Source organism: Streptomyces sp. CC53 (assembly GCF_001865245.1).
Classification (GTDB): Bacteria; Actinomycetota; Actinomycetes; order Streptomycetales; family Streptomycetaceae; genus Streptomyces.
In genome coordinates this window covers 19143-36336 of sequence record NZ_MKXB01000189.1, presented here as the reverse complement: position 1 = coordinate 36336, position 17194 = coordinate 19143, and the positions used below count along the sequence as shown (strand labels likewise).

The 17194-nt window shown below is 73.3% G+C and carries 15 protein-coding genes and 1 pseudogene; 6 read left to right on the top strand and 10 right to left on the bottom strand.

The window, feature by feature from the left end; translation table 11 throughout:
• Nucleotides 1–709: 709 nt before the first annotated feature.
• The 3 genes from BJP40_RS23575 to BJP40_RS23565 all read left to right on the top strand — a co-directional run bounded on the left by BJP40_RS23575 (nt 710) and on the right by BJP40_RS23565 (nt 5543).
• Nucleotides 710–2197: a PHB depolymerase family esterase gene (locus BJP40_RS23575; protein ID WP_079171409.1), complete on the top strand. Its 1488-nt coding sequence runs from the start codon at nt 710–712 to the stop codon at nt 2195–2197.
• Between the two features lie 241 nt (nt 2198–2438).
• Nucleotides 2439–3755 carry a phytase gene (locus BJP40_RS23570; protein WP_071282157.1) on the top strand — a complete coding sequence of 439 codons (1317 nt, stop codon included), beginning with the start codon at nt 2439–2441 and terminating at the stop codon, nt 3753–3755.
• A gap of 642 nt (nt 3756–4397) precedes the next feature.
• Nucleotides 4398–5543: a cellulose binding domain-containing protein gene (locus BJP40_RS23565; RefSeq protein ID WP_071282342.1), complete on the top strand. Its 1146-nt coding sequence runs from the start codon at nt 4398–4400 to the stop codon at nt 5541–5543.
• A 712-nt stretch (nt 5544–6255) separates the two neighbouring features.
• On the opposite strand, the gene BJP40_RS34515 is transcribed toward BJP40_RS23565, so the two are convergent.
• Nucleotides 6256–6411: a hypothetical protein gene (locus BJP40_RS34515; RefSeq protein WP_177204456.1), complete on the bottom strand. Its 156-nt coding sequence runs from the start codon at nt 6409–6411 to the stop codon at nt 6256–6258.
• Nucleotides 6412–6602: 191 nt separating this feature from the next.
• On the opposite strand from BJP40_RS34515, the gene BJP40_RS23560 reads away from it, so the two are divergent.
• Nucleotides 6603–6782, top strand: a complete 180-nt coding sequence (locus BJP40_RS23560) for a hypothetical protein (protein ID WP_071282156.1) — start codon at nt 6603–6605, stop codon at nt 6780–6782.
• A 71-nt stretch (nt 6783–6853) separates the two neighbouring features.
• Here the strand turns inward: BJP40_RS23560 and BJP40_RS23555 are convergent, their stop codons facing one another.
• The 3 genes from BJP40_RS23555 to BJP40_RS23545 form a co-directional block, all read right to left on the bottom strand.
• Nucleotides 6854–7714, bottom strand: a complete 861-nt coding sequence (locus tag BJP40_RS23555; RefSeq protein WP_071282155.1) for a hypothetical protein — start codon at nt 7712–7714, stop codon at nt 6854–6856.
• Nucleotides 7715–7953: 239 nt separating this feature from the next.
• Nucleotides 7954–8157, bottom strand: coding sequence for a DUF397 domain-containing protein (locus BJP40_RS23550; protein ID WP_071282154.1), 204 nt, complete (start codon nt 8155–8157; stop codon nt 7954–7956).
• The gene (locus tag BJP40_RS23545) at nt 8154–8984 is read right to left on the bottom strand and encodes a helix-turn-helix transcriptional regulator (RefSeq protein ID WP_071282153.1); all 831 of its coding nucleotides are present in this window, start codon (nt 8982–8984) and stop codon (nt 8154–8156) included. Before BJP40_RS23545 ends, BJP40_RS23550 begins: the two co-directional genes overlap by 4 nt.
• A gap of 173 nt (nt 8985–9157) precedes the next feature.
• Between BJP40_RS23545 and BJP40_RS23540 the strand changes: the two genes are divergently transcribed.
• The gene (locus BJP40_RS23540; protein ID WP_079171408.1) at nt 9158–9709 is read left to right on the top strand and encodes an ATP-binding protein; all 552 of its coding nucleotides are present in this window, start codon (nt 9158–9160) and stop codon (nt 9707–9709) included.
• Here the strand turns inward: BJP40_RS23540 and BJP40_RS32210 are convergent.
• Nucleotides 9675–10455 (bottom strand): annotated as a pseudogene (locus BJP40_RS32210) (SAM-dependent methyltransferase); the annotation flags it as partial. The gene BJP40_RS23540 and the pseudogene BJP40_RS32210 overlap by 35 nt on opposite strands.
• 515 nt (nt 10456–10970) lie before the next feature.
• A complete protein-coding gene (locus BJP40_RS23530; RefSeq protein WP_071282150.1) occupies nt 10971–11309 on the bottom strand; it encodes a MerR family transcriptional regulator in 339 nt (112 codons plus the stop codon).
• A 768-nt stretch (nt 11310–12077) separates the two neighbouring features.
• On the opposite strand from BJP40_RS23530, the gene BJP40_RS23525 reads away from it, so the two are divergent.
• A complete protein-coding gene (locus BJP40_RS23525; RefSeq protein ID WP_071282149.1) occupies nt 12078–12437 on the top strand; it encodes a hypothetical protein in 360 nt (119 codons plus the stop codon).
• A 197-nt stretch (nt 12438–12634) separates the two neighbouring features.
• Here BJP40_RS23525 and BJP40_RS23520 read toward each other — a convergent pair whose 3' ends face one another.
• The 4 genes from BJP40_RS23520 to BJP40_RS23505 all read right to left on the bottom strand — a co-directional run bounded on the left by BJP40_RS23520 (nt 12635) and on the right by BJP40_RS23505 (nt 17187).
• Entirely contained in the window at nt 12635–12943 is a 309-nt protein-coding gene (locus BJP40_RS23520; RefSeq protein WP_071282148.1) for an SCO5918 family protein, read from the bottom strand.
• A 473-nt stretch (nt 12944–13416) separates the two neighbouring features.
• Nucleotides 13417–13620 (bottom strand): cold-shock protein, encoded by a 204-nt coding sequence (locus BJP40_RS23515; protein WP_071270653.1) that lies wholly within the window; start codon nt 13618–13620, stop codon nt 13417–13419.
• Nucleotides 13621–14062: 442 nt separating this feature from the next.
• Nucleotides 14063–15358 (bottom strand): MFS transporter, encoded by a 1296-nt coding sequence (locus BJP40_RS23510; RefSeq protein ID WP_071282147.1) that lies wholly within the window; start codon nt 15356–15358, stop codon nt 14063–14065.
• Entirely contained in the window at nt 15355–17187 is a 1833-nt protein-coding gene (locus tag BJP40_RS23505; RefSeq protein WP_079171422.1) for an ABC transporter permease subunit, read from the bottom strand. Before BJP40_RS23505 ends, BJP40_RS23510 begins: the two co-directional genes overlap by 4 nt.
• Nucleotides 17188–17194: the final 7 nt, after the last annotated feature.

Sequence of the window (17194 nt, the reverse complement as noted above, 5' to 3'; positions counted from 1 at the left end):
CGCGACCCACCATCCGGCGCCCGGCGATGGCGCGGAGCACCATCGCGGCCCGCCGGCCGACGGGCGCGCCGACCACTGGCGGGGCGGTCCACCCGCCCCGCGCCCACCGCACCCGGCCTCATTGCGGGTGACGCGCCGTCCGACGCCCGGGGGCACGGCGGCGTCGTCCGCACCCCCCAGGGGCGGGTGCACCGACCGCCGGCAGAAGCCGGAGCAGACCGCGGTCCCCGTCCCGCGGGGCCGGTGAACGCACCGCCAACCACCCGCGCAGCGCTGCCCGCACTCGAACCGACCGGCACACGTGCCGCCCGCCCGTAGCGGCACGGGCGCAGGTGGCAAGGGAACAGGCGGCACGGGCGCAGCCCACTTCCCCTTCCCGCGTCCCGCCACCACGCGCAGGGGCCCACTTCCACCGAGCCGCTTGCGGCACCCTGCGCCCCACGTCACGCGCCGGACGCCACGCCCCCGGAGCCGCACGCCTGCCCCGGGCCGCACCGAGCCGCCCTCCGGTCCCGGGACCCCGGTCCCCGTCGAGCCGTGTGCCGCTCCCGGCCGTGGAGGGCCGGCACACAGGAGCTCCCTCCGTCCTGGGCGTCCGGACCATGTCGATCCGGCCACGGCTGCTCCCATGATGTGCGTCACACCGACGGCCCGGCCACCGGCCCGGCGTCGGTCCGCTCGCCGTCGACCGCATCCGGAGGCATCCGCCATGTCACAGCCGCGCACCCCGATCCGCACCGCGAAGCGCCGACGCCCCGCCGCCGCCCTGCGCCGCTGGCTCACCGCCGCCGCAGGGGCCCTGGCCCTCACGGCGGGCCTGGTGGCCGTGGCCCCGCAGGCGTCTGCCGCGACCCTCACCCGGATCACCGGTTTCGGTTCGAACCCGGGCAACCTGTCCATGTACGCGTACGCGCCCGACGGCCTGCCCGCCGGGGCCCCGCTCGTCGTCGCCCTGCACGGCTGCACGCAGAGCGCGGGCGACTACTTCGCGCACTCCGGCTGGCCGGAGCTCGCCGACCGGTACGGCTTCGCCCTGGTCCTCCCCCAGACCGGCACCGCGAACAACGCCAACGCGTGCTTCAACTGGTTCGAGCCGGGTGACAGCGCACGCGGCCACGGCGAAGCCCTGTCGATCCGTCAGATGGTGGACGACGCGCTCGCCCGCTTCGGCGGCGACTTCCGGCGGGTCCACATCACCGGCCTGTCGGCGGGCGGCGGCATGACGGCGAACATGCTCGCCGCGTACCCCGACGTGTTCGCGGGCGGCGCCGTCCACTCCGGCCTGCCCGCCCGCTGCGCGAGCAGCCTGAGCACGGCGTACACGTGCATGTACAGCCCCCCGGACAGGACACCCGCGCAATGGGGCGACCTCGTGCGGGCCGCCGCCCCGGCGGGCACCGCCTCCTGGCCGCGCGTGGCGATCTGGCAGGGCACCGCCGACACCACCGTCCGGCCCGCCAACGCAGCCGAACTGCGCGACCAGTGGACCGACGTGTGGGGCACCGGTCAGGCGCCGTCCCGCACCCGCACGCTCACCGGCGGCGCCACGCTGGAGACCTACGACGACGCCGCGGGCCGGCCCGCGGTGGAGGTCTACACCGTGTCCGGCATGGGGCACGGGCTCGCCGTCGACCCGGGCAGCGGCCCCGAGCAGTGCGGCAGCACCGGCACGTACTACCTCGACGCCCTGTGCTCCAGCCACCACACCGCCCGCTTCTGGGGGCTCGACGGCGGCGACGAGGACCCCGGGGTGCTGCCCGCTCCCACCGGCCTGACGGTCACCGGCACCACCGACACGAGCGCGGCCCTGCGGTGGGACGCGGTGCCCGGGGCGGCCTCGTACCGCGTCTACCGCGGTGGTGCGGAGGTGGCCGCCACCGCCTCCCCGGGCCACACCGACACCGGGCTGGCCACCGGGACCGCGTACGCCTACGCCGTGGCGGCCGTGGACCCGGCGGGCGCGGTCGGGACCCTCTCCGCGACCGTCACCGCGACCACCACCGGGTTCACGCCCACCTGCGACACGGCGAGCACGTACGACCACACCCGCGCGGGGCGCGCCTACCAGAGCGGCGGCTACGCCTATGCCGGGGGATCCGACGAACTGATGGGCCTGTGGAACACCTTCACCGTCCGCACCCTCCGGCAGACCGCTCCCGGCCACTTCGTCGTGTCCGAACCGGGCTGCCCGGCCTGACGACCCGCCCGCCCCCCGGTGGAGGCGCGTCCACCCCCTTCGCCAGGCCCGGCCGGCGGAGGATACGCGCCCCCGCCCGGGTGCCGTGCTCCCGCTGCGCGCCGCCGCCGTGGAGCCGGGACCGAAGTCCACGGGGCGGACAGGTCCACCCGTGCAGCCATGTCGTGTTCATGATCATGTTCCGGTGGCGTTCCCCAGCCCTCGTAGCGTGCGGGCGTCCGCATTCCTACTGAGGAGTATCGTGAGCGCCTTCGCTCTGAGCACCCTGACCGCACTCGCCACCGCCTTCGCCCTGACGGCCGGGCCCGTGGTGCCGGTCACGACCACGGCCTCCGTGGAGACCCCCGCGGTGTACGACGACGAGGCCGGCCGCAACGCCGACGCCGACGACCCGGCGGTGTGGGTCGACCCGAAGAACCCGGGCCGCAGCATCGTCATCGGCACCCTGAAGGAGGCCGGCCTCGACGTGTACGGGCTCGACGGACGGCGGCTGCAGCACATAGCCGCCCCGCAGGCCCCCCACGAGGACGCCAAGCCCGGCCGCTTCAACAACGTCGACGTCGTCTACGGCTTCGAGCTCGACGGCAGGAAGACGGACCTGGCGCTCGTCAGCGACCGCGGCCGCGACCGCATCCGCGCCTACGCCATCGACCCGAAGGCCGTCGCCAAGGGCCGCCCCCCGCTCCGGGACGTCACCGCCCCCGACGTAACGCCCGTCTTCGCGGCCGACGAGGCCGAGGTCGACGACCAGCGCACCTCCTACGGCCTGACGGCCTTCAGCGACGACGACGACGCCTACGTGGTGGTGTCGCAGCGCGAGGAGACCAGCCTGCGCCTGCTGGAGCTGAAGGACGAGGACGGACGCGTCGGCTACGAGACCGAGGACACCCTCGACCTGCCCGCCTCCTTCACCCTTCCTGACGGCACCGACTGGGCCCCGTGCGCCGACCCCGGTGAGAATCCGCAGGTCGAGGGCATGGCCGTCGACCTGGAGGAGCGCGTCCTGTACGCGGCGCAGGAGACCGTGGGCCTGTGGCGCATCGAGCTCGACGACGAGGAGTTCGAGGACCCCGAACTCATCGACCGGGTCCGTGAGTACGGCACGCCGTGGACGTACGACGCCGGGGAGGAGGAGTGCGTCCTCGACACCGACGCCGACCCCGGCTTCGGCGGTGAGCACCTGAGCGCCGACGCCGAGGGCGTCACCGTCTACCACGCCGAGGACGGCACCGGATACGTCCTGGCCTCCAGCCAGGGCGACGACACCTTCGCCGTCTACGAGCGCGACGGCGACAACGACTACGTCGGCTCCTTCCGCATCGGTGACGGCGCGGTCGACGGCGTGCAGCACTCCGACGGCTCCACGGTCGTCAACGTGCCCCTGGGCCGGTCCTTCCCCAAGGGCCTGCTGATCACCCACGACGGCGAGGCCACCCCGGCCGACGGCGAGCGTGAGGGCACCAACTTCAAGTTCACCCGCTGGGACGCCGTCGCCGAGACGTTCCCGGAGCCGCTGATCGTCGACACGGAGTCGTTCGACCCCCGCGACGCGGACTGAGGCCGCTGCTCCGCCCCGCACGGAAGCGGAGCGGAGCACGGCCCCGTGAGGAGCGGGCCCGTCCGGCGGGCCTGCCTCCTCCCCGGCCCACCGGTAGGTCCGGGCACGGCGGAGCCCCCCGCGGGGTCGTCCCGCGGGGGGCTCACGAGCTCCGGCCGTCCGCCGGTTCCCCCGGGCCGTCGGCCGAGGGCCGCGTCCGGTCCCGGCGGATCCGCCGTGGCCGGGCACGGGCCTCGGGCCGTGCGTGCGGGGCGGCGGCACCGCCCGGACCCCCACCCGCCGCCGTGGGCGCCGCCCTCCTGGTGTGCTCGGCCGCCGCGGGCCTGCTCGCCGCCCTGACGTGACGCCGCGCCGGGGGCGGGACACCGCCCCCGGCTCCCCCGCGGCACCGCTCTCCCTGCCCGCCGCCGGATTCCCCCCACGCCGGCCGCCCCCGGCTGCGGCCGGCGCCGCAGCCGGCCTCCCACCGCCGACCCACCACGGTGGGCCGGCACATCCGGACGGATCCCCGCGCACGGGCTTGCCAGACGGCGGGCGGACTCCTACAGTCCGGGTCGGACCAGCAATGGGAGCGCTCCCACACATCAGGGACACGTTCCCGTGGTCACCGACGGACGGACCCCCTCCGAGAGAGGCACCCGCATGCGCCTGCCACCGCACCGTTCCCACCCCGCGCGCGTCCTGCTCGCCGCGCTGCTCGCCCCCCTCGCCGCGGCCGCGGCGCTCCTGGTCGCCGCACCGCAGGCGCAGGCCGAGACCACGATCTGCGAACAGTACGGCTCGACCGTCATCCAGGGGCGCTACGTCGTCCAGAACAACCGCTGGGGCACCGGCGCCCCCCAGTGCGTCACCGCCACGGACACGGGCTTCCGGCTTACCCGCGCGGACGGCGCCGTCCCCACCAACGGCGCCCCCAAGTCGTACCCGTCGGCCTTCCACGGCTGCCACTACACCAACTGCTCCCCCGGCACCCGCCTTCCGGCCCGGCTCGACACCATCTCCAGCGCGCCCAGCAGCATCGCGTACGGCTACGTCCCGGACGCCGTGTACAACGCCTCGTACGACATCTGGCTGGACCCGACGCCGCGGACCGACGGCGTGAACCGGACCGAGATCATGATCTGGTTCAACCGGGTGGGGCCCGTCCAGCCGATCGGCTCCCCGGTCGGCACGGCCACGGTCGGCGGCCGTTCCTGGGAGGTGTGGACCGGCAGCAACGGCTCGAACGACGTCGTGTCCTTCGTCGCCCCGTCGGCCGTCGACAGCTGGAGCTTCGACGTGATGGACTTCGTCCGGCAGGCCGTCGCCCGCGGAATGGCCCGGGACGACTGGTACCTGACGAGCATCCAGGCGGGCTTCGAGCCCTGGGCGAACGGCGCCGGACTCGCGGTGCACTCCTTCTCCTCGACCGTGCACACCGGGAACGACCCCGGCGGCCCCGGTGACCCGGGCGACCCCGGCGACCCGGCGCCGACCTGCCGGGTGTCGTACACCACCTCCGTCTGGCAGGGCGGCTTCACGGCGAACGTCACCGTCGGCAACACCGGCCCGGCCCCCGTGGACGGCTGGCGGCTCGCCTTCACTCTGCCGGCCGGGCAGCGGGTCACCCACGCCTGGAACGCCACCGTCACCCCCTCCTCCGGGACCGTGACCGCGAGCGCCGCGGCACACAACGCGCACATCGCCCCCGAGGGAAGCCAGACCTTCGGCTTCCAGGGCACCCACAACGGCACCTTCGCGGAGCCGACCGCCTTCACCCTGAACGGAACGGCCTGCACCACCACGTGACCGACCCGGGTGGTGCGCCGCACAGCACCGGCCACCCGCCGGAGCCGGACGGCCCCTGCCGCCGGGCCGCCTGTCACGGTGGGATGGACACCGGACGCCTCGGCGGAGCCACACGGACCGAGGTGCGCCATGAACCACCCCGCACCACGACTGGACCGGCTGGCCGCGGCGGTCGCGTCGAACCGTTCCTGCTGGTCGTCACGGCGGCAGCCCTGCTCGGCGGCGCCGCCTGGCTGGCCGGTGCCGCCGCACTCGCGGATGTGTTCAACGCAGGCACGGACCTGTTCGCCGTCCTCACGCTCGGCGACACCCCGGCCGTGGGCGAGTACCTGGCGGGCGCCCTTATCGCCCTCACGCTCGCCACCGACCGCGCCCTGGAGACGGCGGCGAGGCGGTGTGCCTTCCTGCGGGCCCTGCCGGAGCACGCACCGCTCTCGGCACGCCGCAGCACGGACGCGGTGCGGCGACGGTGCCGTTCGACGAGGTCACATCGGCGACCTGCTCGCCGTCGGCCCGGGCTCGCCGTCCCGGTCGACGGCCGGGTGGAGAGCCCCCGGCCGTCCTGGACGGGTCGGTGCTCACCGGCGATCGTGTGGACGGCCTCGCGGACGCCGTGCTCCTCACCCCGCGGACCCGCCGCATCGCCTTGCAGAGCGCGCTCGGCGGCGTGCTCGTGTCCCTGGCCGCGATGGCCGCGGCGTCGGTGGGCCTACTACCGCCCGCCACGGGCGCGCTGCTCCAGGAAGGCGTCGACGTGGCCGTCATCCTCAACACCCTGCACGCCGACCGGGCCGCGCGCCCGTCCCTCACACCCGACGCGGAAAGCCTCATCCACCGCTTCACCACGGAACACGAAGCTGCGGGACATCCTCGACTCCGTACGGGACACCGCCGCCCTCCTCTCCCGCACCACGGGTCCGGCGGTGCTGGCGGCAGTGGAAGAGACGCAGCGACTGCTGACCGGCCGCCTGCTGCCGCACGAGGACGCCGAGAGGACCAGCTTTACCCGGTGTTGGCACCTGCCCTCGGCTGCCCCGAGTCGACCACCGCCATGAGCCTATGCCGAGATCCAACGGCCCGCCCGCCGCCTCGAGACCCCACCTGCGGCCGGCCCGTACGAGCGGCGGCCTGTCCCCCGGGCAACTCGACGACCTGCGCGCCTGCTTCTACGGCCTGAACACCGTCATGCGCTTGCACTGTACCCAGGACGAGGAGAACAACTTCTCGCTCGCGCCCTGAGCGGAGTCCGACGGGACCGGGTGCGGGCCGTCGACACGGGAAGACGACGCCGACGGTGACGTCGCAAGGGGTTACGAGGACCGAGGGCTCTCCGCCGTGGTGGCCCCGCCGGTCGCCGTACCCTCGGCAGGCTTCGGGACGAAGGGCTCGCGGACCACCTCGGCCTCCACGACCACCACCCGGGGTGCCGACTTCGCCAGCTCGGATTCGGAGAGGTGCTTCTTCAGCCGCTTGGTCATGGGGCGATAGGTCGCGAACGTGAGCGTGCCGGAGATGGCGGCACCGACGAGGGGGATGGCCTTCGAGACACTCTTGGCAAAGGTCTGCTTCGTCATCTGGACGCCGATGTAGGCCGCGACCTTCTTCACGATCGGGTAGACGACGCCTTGCGTGAGCGCCTTCTGCGGCAGCTTCTTGGCGACCTGCTCCGCCATCATCCCGGCGACCTTCCCCACGGCGGCGTTCGCCGACTGGGTCCCGAACATCACGCCGAAGAACAGCGTGAGCACCCCCATCGTCGCGTCGTCCACGTCGTCGCCGTCGTCGGAGAACAGGTCGGGCCAGCTGTAGAGGTAGGCGAGCTTCTGCGCGATACGCAGCATGTGGCCGAAGTACTGGGCCATGTCCGCGGGCACCGTGGCCGACAGGGCCAGGACGCCGGGCAGCCCGGCGGCGGCGGAGAGGGCGCTGACCTTGGTGGTCTCGTAGCGGATGGAGTCGTTGGCGGCCTTGTCCAGTACGTCGAGCGGGATACCGGCCGCCGCGGGGGTCTCCTCGATCGCCCTGCGAACCTCGTCCTCGGTGCAGTAGCGGGCCAGGGTCTTGCGGAGGTACGTCTCCCTGTGGATACGTACGCCCGGGAATCTGGCGGCGCTCACCAGCACCAGGGAGAAGCGCGACTCGGGGTTCTCGCTCGCGGTGCCCTCGTTCACGGCAGGAACCTGCAGTAATGTCCTGCTCACTCAACCAAGTTGGGGCCGCTTCTTCGGGCGGTCCCACGTGTACGGGCCGGTCGGCGCGGTCGGGGCGGACAGGCGGCATCGTCGACGCGAGCAGACACGCACCGGCAGCACGCCTCACGGGCCGGGCACCGGAGCCCCGGCAGTTCTTCGCGACCGGACCCGCGCGGGGCCCTCGGCAAGGACGTGCGCCTGCCGAGGACCCTGCCCGGTCAGCGTGCCGCGAACTGCACGAACGCGGTCCACGCCGTGGGCGGTACGGCCAGTGCGGCGCGGGTGATGTCCTTCGAGTCGCGGACGTGGACCCTGTCGGGCCGGACGGCGACCTCGATACATTCACCGCCCGAGCCCGTGCTGTAGCTGCTCTTGAACCAGGCCGTCTCGGGAACGGACCTTATGAGCTGTTGGGCGTTCATCTCTCTCCAAGCAACTTCTCGATGAGGGCCAGCGACTCGCGTGGAGTGAGCGCCTGGGCCCGAAGAATGCCGTACTGCTCCTCGATCTCCCGGACCTGCCTCCGCTCCGTGTAGAGACGGCTGTCCTTGTACGCCTCCACGTAGGCGATCCTCTGCCCATCGTGCGTCTCGATCAAGGTGAAGGGGCCTTCCAGCCCCGCATGCTCCTCACGCTCGATCGGCATCACCTGGATCTCCACGTTACGCAGTTGCCCACACAGCAGAATCTGCTCCAACTGCCCCTGCATCACAACCCATCCACCGAGTGGCCGACGCAGAAGGAACTCCTCGATGACGAAGCTGATCGTAGGCAAGGGAGCGCGGGAGAAGATCTCCTGCCGCGCCAGACGAGCAGCAACGCGCTGGTTGATGGTCTCCTCGTCCAGCAAGGGACGCCACATGGAGAACACCGCTCGCGCGTACTCCTCGGTTTGCAGGAGGCCGGGCACGGCCTTCGTCGCGTACACGTGCAGGGCAGCAGCCTTGGTCTCCAACCGCGCCGCATCGCGGAAGAAGGCCGGATACTGCGCGCGGGCCACCTCCTCCTTGCTCGCGCGCAGGACCCCGCACGCCTCCAGCAGGTCGTCCGCCTGGTCGATGAACTTCGGCGGCGGGATCCGCCTGCCCTGCTCAAACGACGCGACCGTCGAGGCCGAGTACCCGGTCAGCGACCCGAACCGCACCCGGTCCATTCCCGCCCGCTCCCGGAACAGCTTCAACTGCCGCCCGAACAGGCACAGTGTGCCCGCCCCCGGCTCGTACTCCGGCTGCTGAACCTCGTCGCTCACGCCGCAGCTCCTCCCATACGACCACCACAGCCACCGAACGTCACCCAACGCGCGGCCCCCGCATCCGGACACGCCCCGCGCCGCAGACGAACGCGCCACCCCCGCGTACAGCCCGAACCGGTCAGCGCATCACTCCTGGTCAAGGCTACGCAGAGTCCGCAACGGTTGACGGCATGAAGTCAGCAACTCCCCCGAACGGGCATACGCCACAGCACCCGGCGCCGGACCACGCGTTCGCCATGTGCTTCACGTCGACGCCGCGCGGTGCCCGGCTGGCCCGAAGGCTGGTGTCCCACCGCCTCAACGACTGGGGCCACCCCTACACGACCCCGGCCAACGAGACGCTCACCCTCATCGCAGCCGAACTCAGCGCCAACGCCGTACGCCACGGCCGCGTGCCCGGCCGGGACTTCCACGTCCGACTCACCTTGGCCGAGGCCACGTTCCGCATCGAGGTGACCGACACTCGCACCGAGAAGCAGCCGCCGTGTGCTCCCCCGGTCCCGGACGCCACGTCCGAGTCCGGCCGCGGCCTGCTCCTCGTCGCCGCCCTTGCGGACGACTGGGGTGTGAGCCCGCGACTGGCAGCCCCGGGCAAGACTGTGTGGGCGGAGCTGCACGCGCAGGCCAAGGGCCACCCGCGCACGCACCGGGTGGCCCCTGAATCGACGGATCTCGATCTGCTCCTGGCTACTGCTTCACTGCTGCGCGACGACCCCGAGTAGCGGCCGGGGGGCCGCCAGTTGCGGAGGTCGTCGTCCGTGAGGCCGTGCTCGCCCTGCTTCTGCTGGCGGTACCCGGCGAAGAAGTCCGCCGGGGAGCCGCTGTAGAGCATGTCGAACTCGTGGTGCCACTGGAACAACCACGGCTGAAGTTCCAGCAGGCCGGCGAGGAACGGCGTGATCTCCGCAGTCGACAGGGCGGTGTTGGTGAAGTACGTGGCGAGGGCCAGCGCCTGCTCCCGGTGATCCCAGCCGGCTCACCCGTACAGCTCGGGCGTGGCGGCGTTCGTCTGCCCGTAAGAGACGAACCGCTCCTTCGGGACATCGAGCTTGCCGCGCGCCCGCCAGTAGGAGGGGCGGAGCAAGTCGGCCGAGGTGTACCTCGGCGGGACGGGGATGGAGTCCCGGATCTTCCGCTTGGCGGGCTCGTCGGGCGCGGCGTCCTCCTGCCGCTGGAGGTCCCACACCTCTTCCCAGTCGGCGCGCTTCTTCAGCCCGGAGGGCTTGTAACGCAGGGCGGAGAGGAACGGCACGTGCTCGTCGGTGATCAGCTCGGCGACGACCTTGGCGAGGTCCTTGCGGGGCGCGTAGAGCTTGGCGACAGAGGCGAAGTCCTCGTCACGCGACAGCGCGTCGATGAGGCGGGCCAACGTGAGGATGGCGGGCTGCCCGTTCTCGTCGAACCAGAGCTCGCGGTTCTCCATCCGGTCGAGCAACCAGGACCGCAGGGCCTTCTCCTGAAGCGCGTCCTGCGCTCCCAGGAGCGGGCCTCGGAGGTGCCGGGCCGGTAGCCGCGCAGGTGGGTGAAGCGGTCGGTGAGGTGAAGGAACAGCGAGCGGTCGAGCGCCATGGCGGCGACCGTTTTCGCGGACGCGCGGAACAGCAAGGACTTCCCCCGGGCAGCACGAAGTGACTCGTGCGGGTGGGGGCGTGTCCTTCGAGACTCCACTGCAGTGGAGCGGAAGCCCGTCGGGCCGCGTTGACGATGTGCCCGAGGTTACCGGGTGGCCCTGGCGGCGGCCCGCGCGGCACCCGGGGTGGCGCCCGCCGAAGGCGAGCGGGCGCCTCCGCGGCGCCGCTTCCCGGCCTGGCCGCCCCGCCCTGGAGGCGGGGGCTCGGGGCCCGTCCGGACGGCGGCGCACACCGGGTCGGCGGCCTGCGGCGGGTGTGAGCGGGGAGTGGTCGGTCGGGGTGGGCCCCGGCCGGGAGGCCGGGTGGGCATGGGCGGCCCTGGCGCGTCGGGGGCGGAGGGCGGCCGCCGGGATCAGTCGGTGGCCGGCGGCTGCCTTTCGGTCGCCGCGCGGCGGTACTCGGCGTTGAGGCGCTGGGCCTCCTCCAGCTGGTCCTCCAGGATGATGATGCGGCAGGCGGCCTCGATGGGCGTTCCCTGGTCGACGAGTTCCCGGGCGCGGGCCGCGAGGCGCAGTTGGTAGCGGGAGTAGCGCCGGTGCCCGCCTTCGGAGCGGAGGGGTGTGATCAGCCTGGCCTTGCCGAGGGCGCGGAGGAACCCGGGGGTCGTACCGAGCATGTCGGCGGCCCGGCCCATCGTGTAGGCGGGGTAGTCGTCGTCGTCAAGGCGGCCGATCGGATCGTCTGCTGTCATTCGCACCTCTCTGGGAACGCGTCGAGGGGCCCTGGCGCCGTACGGCACCAGGGCCCCGAAGGAACTGCACCATCTGCCGGCCTGGTTTCCGCGCCGGCTTACCGTGTCCGCATCATCGCCCGCGGAGGGGCGGAGGGTGCGGGGATCGCTGTTGTGTGACCGGAGACCACCTGCCTCACGATGTCCTGCGGCACCCGGGCTGTCGTTCCGCCCGGGCGATCCTGATGGCGCTGCACTCCTCCGTTTCCTGCACGGGAACAATTTACTGGGAACTGCGGTACTGCTGGGTGTCGCGAACTGCCGGTGGCCTGCGGAAGCGCCACCTCATCCCGCCCGTCGCGGTCGCCAGCCCCGTCACCGTCCTGTTCTTCCGTGGCTCCGGGGCTCCGCCACCGCATCATTCTGCGGGTCCTGCTGCCCGGCAGGTCGTCTCCTGCCGGGCCTGCTTGATCTCGGCTACGAGAGAAACTGTAGCCACGACGCGAGGCAATGTCTACTGTCGCCGACACAGATTTTCGCACTCTCCTGGAAGGGAAACCTTGCCTTCCGGGCTGTCGGTGAGCCGCTGCTGGGCGGCGGCGGGGTGTCCGCGCTGGAGGGGGCGCGGATGCGCGGGGCTCCGACCGTGCGGGCCGCGCACGGTGGGGCGGAACTGCGTCCGTTCCTCGGCGGCCCGTCATCCCATCCGGGGCAGAACAGCGGGCTCTCCTCGCCTGTCGACCCCGCGCTCGTGACGGCCGGCGTGCCCGGTGGCTAGCATCGGCGTTCATGTCGAAGCCTGACGAGTTGCTCGTTGACATCGCCGCCACGGTCGAGTCCGGGCAGAGCAATCAGATGTCCCTGACCGTGATCACCGGTGGGGCCGTCATCACCGGGCGCCTGGCCCCGGAAGCAGTGTGGAGGCAGCGGGTGAGGGAGGTCCTGGCGGACTCTCCCCGCCTGGGCCAGTTCGCCGACGCCTTCGGCGAGGCGGCGGGATCGGGGGGCCGTCCCACACACCTCCACTTCCATGTCGCCCGGATCATCCAGGGGCAGGTGGGCATCCCGGAGACGGGCGGGATGTACCGCGTGTCGATCGAGGACGTCAGCGCGTGGACCGTGGGGGACTTCAGCTACTCCGACCACTGAGCGCCGGGCATGACGAAGGGTCCGACCGGAGTTCTCCGGTCGGACCCTTCGGTCTTCGTGCGCGCCCTTCGGTCTTCATGCGCGCGGGTGCGCGATCCGTGCTGCGCGGTGGCGCCGTGTGGTGCGCGGGTGCGCGATCCGTGCTGCGCGGGTGCGCGGTGTGGTGCGCGGTGCGCGCCGTGGTGCGCGGTGCGGAGTCAGACGGCCGCGGAGGGGCCGAGCAGGGCGGACGCCCGCTGCACCGGGCTTTCACCTGCGGTCGACGGGGCCTGGGGGGCGGCCTGGCAGGTGAAACCGAGCTTGGCCATCGCCCGGACGACCTCACCGGCGCTGAAGTCCCGGCGGTCCTGGCCCGTGACGATCGCGCCCACCTGCTTGGCGGGGTACTGGCGGCGCCCGATGGTCACGGACTCGCCGGTGACCGGCTCGGGGGCGACGCCCGCCATAGCCTCCTCCACGCCGTTCTTCGTCAGCTCGAACGGGAAACGGGCGATAACACAGCGCATGGGACCTCTCAGGGTAGGAGTGCGGTGACGCGGACGACGGTGGTGCGGATGTGCCGGTGACGGCTCGCGGCACCGGGGGCGCGGTCGGGCCGGCCGGAGGTGGCGCTTCCGCCCGGAGGGTTCCGCACGTGCGCCCGTACGGCCCCACGCCAGGTGAACGATGGGGCGAGGAACGGCCGCGGCGAGGGAGCACCGCGAGGAATTCCTCGAACGGGCGGGAACGCAATGCGGAGATTCCGGCTGCGGATTACGCACCTTGGGAATGACCGAGCCGGGTGAGAAGGTGGGGAAAGTCCCTCGAATGCGTCGGGTGCCGCGGATCGTGCAATGGGATACGCCCACATCCCGCGGACCGCCCTGCGGCAGAACGGGCGGGACAGGCGTCGCCCACCCGGGGAATTCACGGGGAACAGGTGTAGCCGGGGCCCGCACCCCGAAGGATGCGGGCCCCGGCTACGTCCTACGCGTCAGCTTCAGGCGGGCACGATGTTCTCGGCCGTCGGGCCCTTCTGGCCCTGCGCGATGTCGAAGCTCACCTTCTGGCCCTCCTGCAGCTCGCGGAAGCCCTGGGCGGCGATGTTCGAGTAGTGGGCGAAGACGTCAGGGCCGCCGCCGTCCTGCTCGATGAAGCCGAAGCCCTTTTCCGAGTTGAACCACTTCACGGTACCAGTGCTCATGAGTATCTCCTTTGAGGCACATCGGCATCCGCACGGTGCGCATGCCATGTCGCCGCAATGTTTGCCCCGCCGGAAATACCGGATGTGAAAAACGCACCGTCGGGCGTGAAGCCGTCGGAGCGTTTGAAGTTTCGGGAACCACAACTGCAACTATTCGAAGGCTAGCACGCCCCGACGGAGAAGGTCGGTCGAAACGCTGCGCCATTTTCACGGGACAGGAAAGCGCACTGCGCGACCTCGTGAACCCTCACACGGCCACTACAGATATCGCCGGATCCCGTCCCCCGGGGGCGGCTCCCGGCTCCCGGCGGGCGCTGTCTGTACGGGACGGCGGACCGGGCCGGCTCCCGGTGTCACCTCTTCCGTACGAGACCGCCGTCGTCCGCCCGGCACCGCAGGTCCCGGCCTCCGTCACGGCCGCCGCCGCGCAGCCGGTCCCACGTCACGGGGCGGCCTGCCGGGCGGCCGTCTGCGCCGCGCCGGGGGCGCTGGGCAGCAGAACGACCGCGAGGAGGGGGATGGCTGCCAGGGCGAGCCAGGGGACGGCGGGCGGGAGGCCCAGGTCGAGCAGGGCGCCGGTGGCGGAGCTGCCCGCGAGGACGATCAGGCCGGACACGGAGGACAGCGCGCCCGTGTAGAGGCCGAGACGCCCGTCCTCGGCCAGATCGGGCACCCAGGCGCGGGCGGCGGGCACGACCAGCATCTGGCCGAGCGTGAGGAGGACGACGTACCCGGCGGCGGGCAGCAGCCCGGCGGGTCCCGTCCACTCCGCGGGACGTGCGGCGGCCACCACGGCGAACCCGGACGCGACGAGCAGCAGTCCGGCTGCCATGGAGCGGCGCAGGCCGAGCCGGTCGCCGGCCCAGCCGGTCACCGGGAGCTGGGCGCACACGACCAGGAGGGAGGACAGGGCGAACAGCCACGAGAGGGACGCCTGGGAGCCGGTGACCCGTTCCACTTCGGCCGGCAGGGCGAGGTAGAGCTGGTTGTAGGCGAGCAGGTAGGCGCCGTACGCGCAGCACAGGGCGAGGAAGCGTCGGTTGCGCAGCAGCACGCGGAGTCCGCCGCGCCCGTGGGTGCGGGTGCGGCCGGGGATGTGCTGCGGCATGAGCCGCGCGTGCCCGGCGAGGACGAGGACGAAGACTCCGGCCCCGGCGAGGCACGCGGTGCGGAAGTCCACCGCGAGGAGCAGGCCGCCGAGCAGCGGCCCGACGAAGGCGCCCGCCTGGCCCGCCGCGCTGAACAGTGCCAGCACCCGGGTGCGCGGGCCGTGCCCCCCGTCCTCCCAGACCACCGCCTGACGGGCCGCCTCGGACTCGACCGCGGGGGAGAACAGCGCGGCGGCGAAGCCGATCAGCAGCACCGCGCCGATGACGGCCCCGGTCGCCTCCGCGTAGCCCAGCCAGGCGAATCCGGCGATCCGGAGGCCGCAGCCGGTCAGCACGACCGGGCGGACCCCATAGCGGTCCACGAGCCATCCGCCGACCACGAACAGGCCCTGCTGGCTGAAGGTCCGCAGGCCGAGGACGAGGCCGACCATCCAGCCGGCCATGCCGATCGCGGTGCCCAGGTGCTCGGCCAGGAACGGGAGCACGGCGAAGAAGCCGACGTTGAAGGCCAGCTGGGTGAGGATCAGGAGGCGCAGCAGGGGTGGCAGGCGGCGCCAGGTCCGCTCGCGCCGTGGTTGCGGGGCGCGAGCGGCTCGCCGGGGCAGGGCGCGGGGGAAGATGCGGGTCATCGTGTTCCGGTCAGCCGGCGGTCGCTGGGGGGACGAACGTGGGCGGGTGGCTCCGGCTCGTGCCGCGCCGGCCCGGCGGTGGGGTGCGGTGGGTGTTCGCGTCCTCTCGGAGCGGGAAGGCGGGTGCTCCCGCCGGCCCTCGCCCGGGGTGGGCCGCCGCCCGCCGCGCGGGCCGCCGTGACGGCGAGCGCCCCCAGGAGGGCGAGGACGGCGGCCGGGGCGAGGGCGGCCCAGGGGGCGCGCTCCACGTACGGCTGGTTCTCGGCGAGCAGCAGGCCCCACTCGGGTGACGGCGGCTGGGCGCCGAGGCCGAGGAAGCCGAGGGCGGCCAGCGCCAGCGCGATGCCGGGCAGCCGGAGCAGGGCGTGGCGGGTGACGGGCGGCACGACCGCCGGCAGCAGGACGCGGCGGAGGAGGTACCAGGGGCCGGCGCCGAGGAGGCGCGGGGCCGTCAGGGGGGTGGCGGCGCGCTCCTGCCGGAGGAGGGCGGAGGCGTGGGTGGCCAGCGGCGACCAGGCGACGGCGGCCACCGCGAGCGCGGGGGTCCACGGGCCGCTGCCGACGGCACCGGCGACGAGGAGGCCGGCCAGCACGGGCGGTACGGCGTTCGCGGTGTCGGCCACGGGAGCGGACAGCCTGGGGACCAGACCCAGCAGGACGCCCGCCACGAGGGCGGCGGCGGTCACCGCGAGGGCCGTGCCGAGGGTCGTCAGGGCGCCGTGCGCGATGCGGGCCAGGATGTCCCTGCCGAGCGCGTCGGTGCCGAAGGGGTGGGTTGGGGACGGGGCCTGGAGGCGGGCACCGGTGTGCAGGGCGAGCGGGTCGCGCGGCAGGCCGGCGCCGACGAGGAGGGCGAGCAGGGCGCCGTACAGCAGGGGCGGCGTGCGCGGTGCGCGGGTTGCGGGCCGGTGGGGGGAGAGCAGCGCGCCGTCCCGCAGTGCGGGTCCGGTCAGCACCCGGGCGCCGTGGCGGGCCAGGGCTCCGGCGGCGGCCGCGAGGAGCACCAGGCTGAGTGTTCCGGTCTGCAGGACGGGCAGGTCCTGGGCGAGGGCGGCGCGCAGGGTGAGCCGGCCCAGGCCCGGGATGTCGAAGATCTGCTCGACGGCGACGGAGCCGCCGGTCAGGCCGACGGCGAACAGGCCGAGGTTGGGCAGGAGTCCGGGCACGCAGCTCCGCAGGGCCTGCCGCGCCACGGCCCCGGGCGGGACGCCCCGTGCGGCGGCGGCCGCCGCCCACGGAGCGGCGAACGTGCCGGGCAGCAGGTCGTCGAGCATGCGTCCGAGGACCGCGCCGGCGGGCAGCCCGAGGGCGAGGGAGGGCAGCACCATCCACTGCGGGCCGTACCAGCCCAGGGCGGGAAGCCAGCCCAGCTGCACGCCGACCACCGAGGCGAGGACGGCGGCGATGAGGAACTCCGGCAGCGCGGCCAGGACCGCCGTCCCGGTGCCGCCTCGGGTGCGTGCGCCGAGCCTGCGCCGGGAGCCGAGCCGCAGCGTGCGGGAGCAGACCGCCAGGGCCGTGCCCACGGCGACCGTGAGGGAACCGGCCATCAGCAGGAGGGAGACGCCGAGGGCCTCCACCGCGGACGGCAGGACGTCGGCGCCGGTGACCCAGGAACGGCCCGCGTCCCCGTGCAGCAGCCCTCCGGCCCAGCGCGCGAGCAGGAGGACGGGGCCCTGGTCCAGGCCGAGTTCGGCGCGGACGGCGGCCAGCGCCTCGGGGGTCGGGTCGTGTTCCGCCGAGCGGGCCTTGAGGACGGTCAGTGCGGGGTCGGTGCGGGAGAGCCACGGCAGCAGGCCGATCCCGCAGACCAGGGCCGCCGCGAGCAGGGTCCGC

Excerpts from the sequence above, each read along its gene's own strand:
- BJP40_RS23510 (WP_071282147.1), bottom strand. The coding sequence starts at position 15,358 with ATGACCCGCATCTTCCCCCGCGCCCTGCCCCGGCGAGCCGCTCGCGCC.
- BJP40_RS23530 (WP_071282150.1), bottom strand. The coding sequence starts at position 11,309 with ATGACAGCAGACGATCCGATCGGCCGCCTTGACGACGACGACTACCCC.
- BJP40_RS23550 (WP_071282154.1), bottom strand. The coding sequence starts at position 8,157 with ATGAACGCCCAACAGCTCATAAGGTCCGTTCCCGAGACGGCCTGGTTC.
- BJP40_RS34515 (WP_177204456.1), bottom strand. The coding sequence starts at position 6,411 with ATGTCCCGCAGCTTCGTGTTCCGTGGTGAAGCGGTGGATGAGGCTTTC.
- BJP40_RS23540 (WP_079171408.1), top strand. The coding sequence starts at position 9,158 with ATGAAGTCAGCAACTCCCCCGAACGGGCATACGCCACAGCACCCGGCG.
- BJP40_RS23560 (WP_071282156.1), top strand. The coding sequence starts at position 6,603 with ATGCCGAGATCCAACGGCCCGCCCGCCGCCTCGAGACCCCACCTGCGG.
- BJP40_RS23525 (WP_071282149.1), top strand. The coding sequence starts at position 12,078 with ATGTCGAAGCCTGACGAGTTGCTCGTTGACATCGCCGCCACGGTCGAG.
- BJP40_RS23520 (WP_071282148.1), bottom strand. The coding sequence starts at position 12,943 with ATGCGCTGTGTTATCGCCCGTTTCCCGTTCGAGCTGACGAAGAACGGC.
- BJP40_RS23575 (WP_079171409.1), top strand. The coding sequence starts at position 710 with ATGTCACAGCCGCGCACCCCGATCCGCACCGCGAAGCGCCGACGCCCC.
- BJP40_RS23515 (WP_071270653.1), bottom strand. The coding sequence starts at position 13,620 with ATGAGCACTGGTACCGTGAAGTGGTTCAACTCGGAAAAGGGCTTCGGC.
- BJP40_RS23565 (WP_071282342.1), top strand. The coding sequence starts at position 4,398 with ATGCGCCTGCCACCGCACCGTTCCCACCCCGCGCGCGTCCTGCTCGCC.